The sequence below is a fragment of the Pseudomonas sp. B1(2018) genome (assembly GCF_003097365.1).
Classification (GTDB): domain Bacteria; phylum Pseudomonadota; class Gammaproteobacteria; order Pseudomonadales; family Pseudomonadaceae; genus Aquipseudomonas; species Aquipseudomonas laurylsulfatiphila.
In genome coordinates this window covers 1-11,994 of record NZ_PYUK01000040.1, presented here as the reverse complement: position 1 = coordinate 11,994, position 11,994 = coordinate 1, and the positions used below count along the sequence as shown (strand labels likewise).

General features: G+C 63.0%; 9 protein-coding genes and 1 tRNA gene. 3 read left to right on the top strand and 7 right to left on the bottom strand.

Annotated features, from left to right (window positions below; all coding sequences use genetic code 11):
- The first annotated feature begins 606 nt into the window (after positions 1–606).
- Together C9422_RS31895 and C9422_RS31890 are read left to right on the top strand one after the other, a co-directional pair.
- A complete protein-coding gene (locus C9422_RS31895; RefSeq protein ID WP_116583427.1) occupies positions 607–852 on the top strand; it encodes a type II toxin-antitoxin system ParD family antitoxin in 246 nt (81 codons plus the stop codon).
- Positions 845–1,135, top strand: a complete 291-nt coding sequence (locus C9422_RS31890) for a type II toxin-antitoxin system RelE/ParE family toxin (protein WP_007980938.1) — start codon at positions 845–847, stop codon at positions 1,133–1,135. Before C9422_RS31895 ends, C9422_RS31890 begins: the two co-directional genes overlap by 8 nt.
- Before the next feature lie 105 nt (positions 1,136–1,240).
- On the opposite strand, the gene C9422_RS31885 is transcribed toward C9422_RS31890, so the two are convergent.
- From C9422_RS31885 to fdnG, 7 genes are all read right to left on the bottom strand, one after another.
- Positions 1,241–1,336 (bottom strand) — tRNA-Sec (locus C9422_RS31885).
- A gap of 19 nt (positions 1,337–1,355) precedes the next feature.
- Entirely contained in the window at positions 1,356–3,263 is a 1,908-nt protein-coding gene (selB, locus tag C9422_RS31880; RefSeq protein WP_116583426.1) for a selenocysteine-specific translation elongation factor, read from the bottom strand.
- A complete protein-coding gene (gene selA / locus C9422_RS31875; protein WP_116583425.1) occupies positions 3,260–4,690 on the bottom strand; it encodes an L-seryl-tRNA(Sec) selenium transferase in 1,431 nt (476 codons plus the stop codon). Before selA ends, selB begins: the two co-directional genes overlap by 4 nt.
- Before the next feature lie 51 nt (positions 4,691–4,741).
- Positions 4,742–5,668, bottom strand: coding sequence for a formate dehydrogenase accessory protein FdhE (fdhE, locus tag C9422_RS31870; protein ID WP_116583424.1), 927 nt, complete (start codon positions 5,666–5,668; stop codon positions 4,742–4,744).
- 3 nt (positions 5,669–5,671) lie between these two features.
- Positions 5,672–6,337 (bottom strand): formate dehydrogenase subunit gamma, encoded by a 666-nt coding sequence (locus C9422_RS31865; RefSeq protein ID WP_116583423.1) that lies wholly within the window; start codon positions 6,335–6,337, stop codon positions 5,672–5,674.
- Positions 6,334–7,269 carry a formate dehydrogenase subunit beta gene (gene fdxH, locus C9422_RS31860; protein ID WP_007970080.1) on the bottom strand — a complete coding sequence of 312 codons (936 nt, stop codon included), beginning with the start codon at positions 7,267–7,269 and terminating at the stop codon, positions 6,334–6,336. The genes C9422_RS31865 and fdxH overlap by 4 nt, the downstream gene beginning before the upstream one ends.
- Positions 7,270–10,335 (bottom strand): formate dehydrogenase-N subunit alpha, encoded by a 3,066-nt coding sequence (fdnG, locus tag C9422_RS31855; RefSeq protein WP_165824836.1) that lies wholly within the window; start codon positions 10,333–10,335, stop codon positions 7,270–7,272.
- A 355-nt stretch (positions 10,336–10,690) separates the two neighbouring features.
- Here fdnG and C9422_RS31845 point away from each other — a divergent pair, with 355 nt between their 5' ends.
- The gene (locus C9422_RS31845) at positions 10,691–11,845 is read left to right on the top strand and encodes a MalY/PatB family protein (protein WP_116583420.1); all 1,155 of its coding nucleotides are present in this window, start codon (positions 10,691–10,693) and stop codon (positions 11,843–11,845) included.
- The last annotated feature ends 149 nt before the right edge of the window (positions 11,846–11,994 follow it).

Below are 11,994 nucleotides of genomic sequence, written 5' to 3'. Positions count from 1 at the left end.
GCTTGCTCGCGAGGGTCTCAAGAGCGCCGCGTTGAGCCAGTAAACAAGCGTTATCGTTAACGACCATCGCTGGCAAGCCAGCTCCCACAGAAGACCGCGTCTGTAGGAGCGAGCTTGCTCGCGAGGGACTCCAGTACGCCGCGTTTACCCAGTAAGCCAGCGTTATCGTTAACGACCATCGCTGGCAAGCCAGCTCCCACAGAAGACCGCGACTGTAGGAGCGAGCTTGCTCGCGAGGGTCTCAAGAGCGCCGCGTTGAGCCAGTAAACAAGCGTTATCGTTAACGACCATCGCTGGCAAGCCAGCTCCCACAGAAGACCGCGTCTGTAGGAGCGAGCTTGCTCGCGAGGGTCTCGAGAGCGCCGCGTTTAGCCAGTAAACAAGCGTTATCGTTAACGACCATCGCTGGCAAGCCAGCTCCCACAGAAGACCGCGACTGTAGGAGCGAGCTCGCGATGGACTCCAGTACGCCGCGTTTACCCAGTAAGCCAGCGTTATCGTTAACGACCATCGCGAGCAAGCTCGCTCCTACACTAGACCTGCTCGATACCGCACCAATAGTATGATAAATTGCACGCAGTCGACCATCTCGTGGAGCGCCCGATCATGGGAACCGTACGAAAAACAATCACCGTGACTGACCAGCAAGACCACTGGATCAAAGCGCAGATAGAAGCGGGCCATTACACCAACGACAGCGAATATATTCGCGATCTGATCCGTCGTGAACAGGAGCGCAGCGCTGAACTCGAAACGATTCGTGCCGCCCTTCGGGAAGGTGAATCCAGCGGAAACCCCCGCCCATTCGATCCAGCCGCATTCAAACAGAGAATGTTAGCCGCGCATGGCTGAGTATCGTCTAACGCCTGCCGCAGAGGGCGACCTCGAGGCAATCTGGAGTTATACCGCTCGCCAGTGGGGCCTGGATCAGGCCAATCGCTACATTGACATCCTTACCTCAGCATTTGCGCAATTGGCCGAGCACCCGAAAAAAGCGCCGGCCTGCGACACTATCCGTCCTGGTTATCGGCGCTGCAGTGTGGAGCGGCACATGATCTATTTTCGAATCACGGCGTACGGAATTGCGATCATCAGGGTCCTTCATGATCGGATGGAAGCGCAGCGCAATCTCTGACGATCCATTTCGCACCCCGTGTAAGAACTGGACGAATGTATTGCTTCGACCAACCGCCATCGCGAGCAAGCTCGCTCCTACAGAGTCAGCAAGCCTGGGGTTGTTTGGCGGAAGGCAGCCGGAGTCGAACCTGCCCGGGAACGGATGCCGTCCCCAACCGGGTTTGAAGCCCGGCCGCGCCACCGGGCGCGATTGCCTTCCTTGAATTCCTGCCCCTGAATCAGGGCTCATTGCGCTGGGCCAACGCGTTGTCCGGGCGAACCTGGCGACGATCGCCAAAACGCCGGGTCAGGCCGATGCGGTCGAAGTACTCCAGTATCTGGATACTGCGCTTGCGCCCCAGGCCCACCGCATCACGAAACGCCGCCACCTGGATCACCGGGTTGGCGCCCGCCAGTTGCAACAGCATAGCCGCCAATCGGCGAATCATGCTGTCGGTATAAAACAGGTCGCGCACCACTTGATGCATCAGCCCCAGGCGCGCCATTTTGCGCAGCAACCCGCGCACGGCCGCTTCCTCATGCCCCAGGTCGCGCACCCACGGCGGGTCGAATGCAGCCTGCTCGAACAGCGGTTGCAATTGCAGCCACAGGGCTTCGTCCTCTTCGCTCAAGCGCACCTGATGCCCGGGCAGGTGCAACCACGGGCCACTGCTGGCGATGTCGCCGCTGGTCAGCAACTCGTCGAGCAGGCTGATGAATGTCCCGCGTTCTTGAGTGCTGCCGGCAAATCGGCGCAAGCGATCCCGGTCCGGCCCCATCTGGTCCGGTTCGAGTTGATGAAAGCGTGCGAGCTGTTCCAGCACCGCGGCCTTCAAGGCCTGCCAACGGCTGGCACTGAACAGCAACGCGCCCTGGCGGGTGTCGATCAAGCGCACGTCAGCGGGCAACACCCAATGGCTGCGCGGACGGTTGAACTGCCGCTCCAGGCGTTGCGGATCGAGCCCGGAGTCGCTGTGGGCCAGCAACGCCGGCAAAACATCCTCCAGCCTGGTGCTGCTCGCCAGTGCCACCAGCTGCGCCAAGCGTTCGGGGCTGCGGCGTTGCCGGGTGGGTGCAAACGGATCGAGTACCCGACCGCCCCCCAAGGTACGTTGGGCACTCTGGTCGCGCAGGATCAGCCGATCGCCTTTCACCGCGTGCACCGGCGCATTGAGCAGCAGTTGGGCAAACATCCGCCCACCGGGCGCCAGGCTGGTGCCTTCGAGCAAGGCGACTCTGCCGGTGACGTCCTGGGTGCCGAGGTGCAGGTGCACCGGTTGAAAGTGTTCGAAGGCCCGGGATTCGCCGGCAAGCAACTGCATGTCGATGTCCAGCCGCCGGGTCGGCGCGTACAGGTCGTCGGCCAGCAACCAGTGACCGCGATGGATGTGCTCCAGCGCCAGCCGTTCGGCACTCAGGTTCAACGCCACACGCTGGCCGGCACAGGCGTGTTCGGCGGCCTGGTTTTGCGCGTGCAGGCCGCGAATGCGCACCGGTTTGCCTTGTGGCCCCAACAGCAAGGTATCGCCCACCGCGACCTGGCCGGACAGCGCCGTACCGGTCACCACTGTACCGGCCCCGGCCACGCTGAAGGCCCGATCGATCGCCAGGCGAAAACCACCCTCGGTGTTGCGTTGCGACACTTCACCCTGGGCATCGAGCAACGCCTTGCGCAAGGTTTCGATGCCCTCGCCGGTCACGCTCGACAGTGCAATCAGCGGTGCATCGGCATAGGGTCCGGGCGCCAGCAAGGTACGGATCTGCTCACGCACGTCTTGCACCCTGGCGCTGTCGACCCGATCGCACTTGCTGATCGCCACCAGCGCCCGCGGGATGCCGAGCAACTCGACGATCGCCAGGTGCTCGCGGGTCTGCGGCATCACCCCGTCATCGGCGGCCACCACCAGCAACACCAGATCAATGCCCTGTGCCCCGGCCAGCATGTTGTGGGTGAAGCGCTCATGGCCGGGAACGTCGATGAAACCGGTCAGTGGCGCCTCCGGCTCCAGCGCGGCATACAGGTAGCCGAGGTCGATGGTCATGCCGCGCTCACGCTCCTCCCGGCGGCGGTCGCCCGCCTGGCCCGTCAGCGCCTGGAGCAGCGCCGTCTTGCCATGGTCGATGTGTCCTGCGGTGCCGACAATCACCCTGCCCGGCCCTCCACGTGCAATTGATCGAGCTGCGTCAGCCAGGCCGGTTCGTCGTCCAGTTGCCGCAGGTCCAGCCACAGGGCGTCATCGTCAATGCGCCCGAGCACCGCAATCGGCAAGGCGCGAAAGGCCTCCTCCAGATTCAGCAAGGATCGCCCGCGCAAACGCTTCGAGGTGAGTGGGCGAATGCACAGCGCCGCGCTGGCCAGCCGCGCCACCGGTTGGCTGCCGCTGCCGATCATGCCCAGTGACGGCATGGCGCTGACGCTCCAGCCGTCACCCAGCACGCGGGCCAGCGCCGGCTGCAAGCGCTCGGCCTGGGCGAGGATATCGGCCTGTGGCCGGGTCAACAGGCGCAGGCTCGGCAAACGCTCGGCCAGTCGGTCCGGGTTTCGGTACAGGCCCAGCACCGCTTCGAGGGCCGCCAGGGTCATTTTGTCGACCCGCAGCGCACGCTTGAGCGGGTTTTTCTTGATCCGGGCGATCAGGTCCTTGCGGCCGACAATCAGCCCCGCTTGCGGGCCGCCAAGCAGTTTGTCGCCACTGAAGGTCACGATGTCCGCGCCATCCAGCAGCGCCTGGCGCACCGTCGGCTCGGCGGGCAGCCCCCAGCGGGTCAAGTCCAGCAGGCTGCCGCTGCCGAGGTCTTCGAGCAGCGGCAAGCCGTGCCGGTGTGCCAGTTGCGCAAGTTCCGCGGTCGGCACGCTCGTGGTGAAGCCTTGAATGCTGTAGTTGCTCGCGTGCACCCGCATGATCAAACCGCTGCGCGCGCCGATGGCGGCGTCGTAGTCGCGGGCATGGGTGCGGTTGGTGGTGCCCACCTCCACAAGCTTCACCCCGGCGCGGGCCATGATGTCGGGAATGCGGAAGGCGCCGCCGATTTCAATCAGTTCGCCCCGGGAAATGATCCCTTCCTTGCGCGCCCCCAGGCTGTTGAGGGTCAGCAGCACCGCAGCGGCATTGTTGTTGACCACGGTCACCGCCTCGGCGCCGGTCAGTTCGCGGATCAAGCCTTCGATCAGGTCGTCGCGATCGCCGCGCTTGCCGCTGCGCAGGTCGAATTCCAGGTTGAGCGGATAACGCGCGGCCATTTGCACCGCCTCGATCGCTTCTTCGGGCAACAACGCCCGCCCGAGGTTGGTATGCAGCACCGTGCCGGTGAGGTTGAACACCCGCCGCACATGGCTGCTATGCTGGATCGCCAATCGCTCGCCGACCCGGCCTGCCAACACCTCGGCGCTGACCTCTACAGGGTCGAGCAAACCCTGCCGTGCCCCTTCGCGCAACTCATCCAGCAACAGCCGCAAGGCACCCAGCAAGGCGTCGCGTCCATGGCGCTCGGCCAGCGGCCGGCACGCCGGGTGACGCAACAGACTGTCGATGGAAGGTAGACGCAGGGATGGGCTGGCACCGCGTGCAGACATCTGGCACTCCTGGAAACGAATGACCCTCGCGCCAGAGTGTAGACGCTGCGTTTATTCGTCTCCCGGCGCCAGCAGCAGATTCGGCGCCAGGCGCTGATAACCGTCCTGGGCCAGGCGCATGTCGAGCATCAGGCTGGACAGGTCGGCCGACAACGCTTCGGCATCCGCATCGTTTTCCAGATAGAGCAACTTCAGATAGCTGTTGCAACCGGGGCAGACCTCGGCGCGCAACGGCGCCTGGTTGGCGGCATGGCGATCGTCTTCAAGGCTGAGGTATTCCAGGCCCTTGCTCTGCTCGCAATACACGCACTTGACCCGCACCACGTGCCACTCGCAGGCACACAGCGAACAGACCAGATAACGCAAGCCATTGTGCTTGCCGCGATGGCGGATGACCCCGGCCATGGCCGGCGAGCCGCAGGCCGGGCACTGGCTGAGGCTGTCGCCGGGTGTCAGTGCCAGGTTCGGCGTACTCAACAGCCAGTGGCTCCAGGCCGTTTGCAGCGCCGCACCGAGAAACGGCACCAGCGCCGCCGGTACCAGCGAATACTGGCCGCTGACCAGTGCCGCCGCCCAGGCGCGGCGTTGCCCGGCACCGGCCAGGCGCAAGGTGTCCACGGCTTCGGCCACGGCGGATTGTGGCGGTGCGCCATAGCGCTGCAACAAGGCATCGAGGTAAAGCTGCCAGTCGTCTTCGCGCGCCAGGCTGTCGGCTGCAAAGGGCGGCAAGCCGTGCTGCTGGCACAATTCGATGCGTTGCCGGTCCAGAGGCTCGCCAGGCGGCGGATCGTCCAGCACCTGTTGCTGCACCCGGCACAACCCGGCAATCAGGCGCAGGTAATCGGCCAGCGGATGCCCTTCGGCCAGGGTTTCCAGACGCTGGGCGCGCAGGCTGAACAGGTTGGGCGGTGGCAGGTACAGAAACGGCGGCGAACTGGCCGCCGCTTCGATTTCTCCAGGTTCGAGGATGGTTGGCAAATGTCAGCCCTTTTTGGTGATCGGTCGCGTAGGAACTTCGTCGCGGGTCTCATCTTGAGTCACTTGGCGATACCAGAGTTCGTGGTGCTTCCTGGCCCAGGCGCGGCTGACCCGGCCGTGCACCATGGCGCTGACCGAGCCCTTGATCCAGATGCCGGCGTAGATGTGCACGATGATGCTCAGGATCAGCACAAACCCGGCCAGTGCATGCAGCAACATCGCCCAGCGTATCGCGGTGATGCCGAAATACTCGCTGAAGTAGGCACGCCAGATCACCAGCCCGCTGAACAACAGCACCAGCATGCACAGCAGTAAAGTCCAGAACAGCAGCTTCTGCCCGGGGTTGTATTTGCCGATGGGCGGGACGCCCTCCTCTTCATTTTTCATCACCCGGTCGATGCGCTTGAGCCACAGCCGATCGTTGGCGATGAAGTAGTTGGCGTGCCAGAAGCGAAACACCAGGCCAAGGAACAGCAGGAACATCAGCACGCCCATGAACGGGTGCAGGATGCGTGTCCATGGCCCGCCGCCGAACAGGTTGCTCAGCCAGAACAGCGCCGGGTGGAACAGTGCCAATCCGGACAACCCAGCCATGAAGAACAGAATCGCCACCAGCCAGTGATTGGTGCGCTGGTTGCTGGTGTAGCGCAGGATCGTCTTGTTGCTCATGGCCTGCCCTCCCCACGGGGATCGAAGGTGTGCACCGACGGATCGACTTCGTGCACGGCGTTGTCCGGCGGCTCGGGATGTTCATCCTCTTCGACGATTTGCGGGCCGACCCGCACGTAGTGGAAGAACCCGGCCAGCACCGCCGCGCCCATGGCCAGCAGCGCCAGGGGTTTGCTGATGCCTTTCCACAGCCCCACCAGCGGGCTGATCGCCGGATGATCGGGCAAGCCAGCGTACAGCCTTGGCGTATCGGCATGGTGCAGCACGTACATCACGTGGGTGCCGCCGACGCCTTCGGGGTCGTAGAGGCCGGCGTTTTCAAAGCCGCGGCTCTTGAGGTCGACGATACGTTCGGCAGCGTGCTCCTTCATGTCGTCCTTGGAGCCGAACACGATGGCACCGGTCGGGCAGGTTTTCACACAAGCCGGTTCCAGCCCGACCGCCACCCGGTCCGAGCACAGGGTGCACTTGTAGGCCTTGTGATCCTTTTGCGAGATCCGTGGAATGTTGAACGGACACCCGGTAATGCAGTAACCGCAGCCGATGCAGTGGTCCTGATCGAAATCGACGATGCCATTGGCGTGCTTGATGATCGCCCCGGGGCTGGGGCATGCCGCCAGGCAACCGGGTTCGGCGCAGTGCATGCAGCCGTCCTTGCGGATCAGCCACTCCAGGTTGCCGGCGTCGGTCTCGTGCTCGGTGAAGCGCATCAGCGTCCAGGTTTCGGCGCTGAGGTCCTGCGGGTTTTCGTAGGTGCCGTGGTTGTGGCCGACCTCATCGCGCAGATCGTTCCATTCCGAGCAGGCAACCTGGCAGGCCTTGCAGCCAATGCATTTGGTGGTGTCGATCAGCTTGGCGACTTCCTCCATGCCGCGCACCGAGGGCGCGGGCGTGGTGGTGGCCGAGCGGGCAATGATGTCTTGGCTGGCCATTTAGACTTTCTCCACGTTGACCAGGAATGACTTGGATTCCGGAGTCTGTGTGTTGCCATCGCCGAGGAACGGCACCAGGGTGTTGGTCAGGTAACCGTGCCGCGTGAGCCCGGTGAAGCCCCAGTGCAGGGGTATGCCGATCTGGTGCACCACCTGGTTGTTGACCTGCAGCGGACGAATCCGCTTGGTCACCACCGCCACCGCTTCAATGAAGCCACGCTTGCTGCTGACCCGTACCCGGTCGCCTGCGACTATGCCTTTTTCCTTGGCCAGCACTTCGCCGATTTCCACGAACTGCTCGGGCTGGACGATCGCGTTGAGCTTGCAATGCTTGCTCCAGAAGTGGAAATGCTCGGTCAGCCGGTAACTGGTGGCGGCGTACGGGTAATCCTTGGCCACGCCGAGGGTGTCCCACACCGAATCGAAGATCCGTGCTGCCGGGTTGCTGGTGGCTTTCTTGTTTTGCGGGTGCAGCGGATTGATGCCGATCGGGGTTTCGAACGGCTCGTAGTGCTCGGGAAACGGACCTTCGTTCATCTTGTCGACGGCGAAGAATCGCGCCACGCCTTCGGGGTTCATGATGAACGGATTCATCCCCGCTTCCGGTGGCACGTCGGCCTTGTAGTCCGGTACATCGGTACCGGCCCAGGCTTTGCCATTCCACCACACCAGGCGTTTTTTCGGATCCCACGGCTTGCCTTGCAGGTCCGCCGAGGCGCGGTTGTAGAGGATCCGCCGGTTGGCCGGCCAGGCCCAGGCCCAGCCCTGATGCTGGTGCATGCCATACGGGTCGTTGTTGTCGCGGCGGGCCATCTGGTTGCCCAGTTCGGTCCAGCTGCCACAGAAAATCCAGCAACCGGAGGCCGTACTGCCGTCATCCTTGAGCTGGCCGAAACCGGCCAGTTGCGTATTGGCCTTGATCGCCGCGCCGGTGGCATCGGTGAAGTCGGCCGTCGCCGAGCCGTTGATTTCCTTGGCCAGTTCCTCCGGCGAAGGCTCGTCGGGGATCTTGTACGGCCACGTCAACTTGAGCAGCGGGTCGGGATATGCACCGCCATCGGCCTGATAACGCTGGCGCAGACGCAGGAACAATTCGCTCATGATGCGCACGTCGGTGCGCGCTTCGCCAGGGCCGTCGGCGCCTTTCCAGTGCCATTGCAGCCAGCGACTGCTGTTGACCAGCGAACCGTCTTCCTCGGCAAAACAGGTGGTGGGCAGGCGGATGACTTCGGTCTGGATGTCGGCGCTGTTCACGTCGTTGTACGGCCCGACCTTTTGCCAGAACTCGGAAGTCTCTGTGGCCAGTGGGTCCATCACCACCAGCCATTTCAGCTTGGCCAGTGCCGCCATCACGCGGTTTTTGTCTGGCAACGCGGCGATAGGGTTGAAGCCCTGGCACATGTAGCCGTTCACCTTGCCTTGCCCCATCAGGTCGAACACCTTGAGGATGTCGTACTGGGGAATGTCCAGTTTCGGCAGGTAGTCGTAAGCCCAGTTGTTCTCGGCGGTGGCGTTGGCGCCGTACCAGGACTTCATCAGGCTGACGTGGAACTTGCTGTAGTTCTGCCAGTAGGACAGTTGCCCAGGCCGCAACGGCTTCTGTGTGCGCTTGACGATGTAGGCGTTGTAATCCTGTTCGGCATCGCCGGGTAGCGTGAGGTAGCCCGGCAGTGAGTTGGACAGCAGCCCCAGGTCGGTCAGCCCCTGGATATTGGAGTGTCCGCGCAAGGCGTTCACACCCCCGCCCGGCATGCCGACGTTGCCCAGCAACAGTTGCACCATCGCCGCGCTGCGGATCATCTGCGCGCCAATCGAGTGCTGGGTCCAGCCCAGCGCATAGAGGATGGTCATGGTTTTGCCCGGCGTCGAGCAAGTGGCGATTTCCTCCCAGATTTTCTGCATGGCATCGACCGGCATGCCGCAGATCTGGCTCGCCAGTTCCCGGGTGTAACGGCTGTAATGCTGCTTCATCAACTGATAGACGCAACGCGGGTCCTGCAGGGTCGGGTCGACCTTGGCAAAACCGTCCTCACCGAGCTCATAGCCCCAACCGGACTTGTCGGTGTAGAGACGCTTGGCCGCGTCGTAGCCGCTGAAAATCCCGTCCTCGAAGCCATAGCCGGCTTTGACGATGAACGACACGTCGGTGTAGTTGCGCACGTACTCGTGCTGGATCTTGTCCTCGGTCAGCAGGTAGTTGATCAGCCCGCCCATGAAGGCGATGTCGGTGCCGGTACGGATCGGCGCGTAATAGTCGGCCACCGAGGCGGTACGGGTAAAACGCGGATCGACCACGATCAGCCGCGCCTTGTTGTGCGCCTTGGCTTCGGTCACCCATTTGAAGCCGCACGGGTGCGCTTCTGCTGCGTTGCCGCCCATCACCAGAACCAGATTCGCGTTAGCGATATCGGTCCAGGTATTGGTCATGGCACCACGGCCGTACGTCGGGGCAAGACTTGCCACCGTCGGGCCGTGTCAGACACGCGCCTGGTTATCGAACCCCAGCATGCCGAGGCTGCGCACCACCTTGTGGGTGATGTAGCCCGCTTCATTGGACGCCGCCGATGCCGCGAGGAAACCGGTGGTCAGCCAGCGATTCACCGTTTGCCCCTGGGCGTTCTTCTCGATGAAGTTGGCGTCGCGGTCGGCCTTCATCAGGTTGGCGACGCGATCGAGGGCTTCATCCCAGGAGATGCGCGTCCACTCGCTGCTGCCGGGCTTGCGTACCTGCGGGTATTGCAGGCGGCCGGGACTGTGAATGAAATCCAGCAGGCCCGCACCTTTGGGGCACAGGGTGCCGCGGTTGACCGGGTGGTCGGCGTCACCTTCGATGTGGATGATGTTTTGCGCGACATTCTTCGCCGCATCGCCCTGGCTGTACATGATCAAGCCGCAACCGACCGAGCAATACGGGCAGGTGTTGCGGGTTTCATGGGTGTGGGCGAGCTTGAAGTGACGCACCTGTTCGGCAAAGGCAAGCGTCGGGGCCATGCCCAACGCACCCAGGCTAGAGCCTGCAAGGCCGATACCGGCGACCTTGAAGAACTGACGACGGCTGAGATCCATCGTGCACTCCTGATCAGGTGGAACCCGGTACATGGCCGGGCTTTTTCGAACAACCACGGTCGCGGCAGTCTGGCTGCCGACAGTTGAACTTTAGTCAATGCTGTCGAATCTGCGATGAAACCCGACCGTCGGGCGTTAGTCGGCGTTCACGGCTGTTGGCACAAAACCTGTGGGAGCGGGCTTGCCCGCGAAGGCGTAGTGTCAGCCAACACTCATGCTGGATCTGCCGGCCCCTTCGCGGGCAAGCCCGCTCCCACAAGGGGTGTGGTGTCAGTCATCGCGAGCAGGCTCGCTCCTGCAGGGATTGGCGCTTATCATGGCCCGCATGATTAACCGGCCTTTACGAGATTTGCGCATGACTTTCGATTTTGATCAGGTGTTCGACCGCCACAACACCGGCAGTACCAAGTGGAGCCGCTACCCGGCGGACGTGTTGCCGATGTGGGTCGCCGACATGGATTTCGCCGCGCCGCCGGTGATCATCCAGGCCCTGCAAAAACGACTGGAACACCCGATGGTCGGTTACAGCGTGGCCCAGGATGACCTGCGCGAGGCTATCGTGGCCGACCTCTGGAACAAATACGCCTGGCGTGTCGAGCCCCAGGAGCTGATTTTCCTGCCGGGCGTCGAGTCGGGCTTCAACATGGCATTGAAGGCCCTGGTGCAGGCGCCGCAGAACGTCGTTGTACAGGTGCCGAACTACCCGCCGCTGCGCCACGCACCCGGGCATTGGGGCCTGAACAAGGTCGAACTGAACTTCGATGCGCAAGCCGATGGCACCTACAGCACGCCGCTGGATAGCCTGAGCCAGTCGTTGCAAGGGGGTGGCGCACTGCTGCTGAGCAACCCGCACAACCCGCTGGGCAAAGCCTTCCCGCGTGCAGAGCTGCAAGCCATTGCCGACATTTGCCTCGAGCATGATGCCTGGATCATTTCCGACGAGATCCACGCCGAGTTGTGCTTCGACGGCCGCCAGCACATTCCGATGGCCACGCTGAGCCCGCAAGTCGCCCAGCGCACCATCACGCTGATGTCGGCGAGCAAGGCCTACAACATCGCCGGCCTGAAGACCTCGTTCATGATCATCCAGGACCGCCACCTGCGCGAGAAGGTCAACCACGCCCGTTGCGGCATGGTCGACAGCGTCAACCCGCTGGGCATGGAAGCCACCCGGGTCGCCTACAGCGAAGCTGCGCCATGGCTGGCCGAACTGAAGGTCTACCTGCAAGGCAACCGCGATTTCCTCGCCGACGCAGTACGCACCCGCCTGCCGGGCATCACCATGAATCTGCCGCAAAGCACTTACCTGGCGTGGCTCGACTGCACGGCACTGGGGCTGGACGACCCGCAGCAGTTCTTCCTCGAACAGGCCAGGGTCGGCTTGAGCGCCGGCCTGGACTTCGGCGAACACTGCAAGCAGTTCGTGCGCCTGAACTTCGGCTGCCCACGCTCGCTGCTTGAAGAAGGTATCGCGCGGATGGAGCGCAGTTTGCGCCACCTCAAGGCCTGATCTCTCCTTCAACAACAACCGGGATCCCTGTGGGAGATTCTATGGTTGAGGGGAAGCCCTCAACCGGCTTTGGGTTGATATTCGCTCTGTCCTTTCAGCAGGGCGAATACGACCCGAGCAAGCTTGCGAGCCAGTATCACCAGCGCCTG

What these genes read in the sequence shown, in the direction of transcription:
- C9422_RS31895 (WP_116583427.1), top strand. Translation starts at nt 607, where the DNA reads ATGGGAACCGTACGAAAAACAATCACCGTGACTGACCAGCAAGACCAC.
- C9422_RS31890 (WP_007980938.1), top strand. Translation starts at nt 845, where the DNA reads ATGGCTGAGTATCGTCTAACGCCTGCCGCAGAGGGCGACCTCGAGGCA.
- C9422_RS31845 (WP_116583420.1), top strand. Translation starts at nt 10,691, where the DNA reads ATGACTTTCGATTTTGATCAGGTGTTCGACCGCCACAACACCGGCAGT.
- selA (WP_116583425.1), bottom strand. Translation starts at nt 4,690, where the DNA reads ATGTCTGCACGCGGTGCCAGCCCATCCCTGCGTCTACCTTCCATCGAC.
- fdxH (WP_007970080.1), bottom strand. Translation starts at nt 7,269, where the DNA reads ATGGCCAGCCAAGACATCATTGCCCGCTCGGCCACCACCACGCCCGCG.
- C9422_RS31865 (WP_116583423.1), bottom strand. Translation starts at nt 6,337, where the DNA reads ATGAGCAACAAGACGATCCTGCGCTACACCAGCAACCAGCGCACCAAT.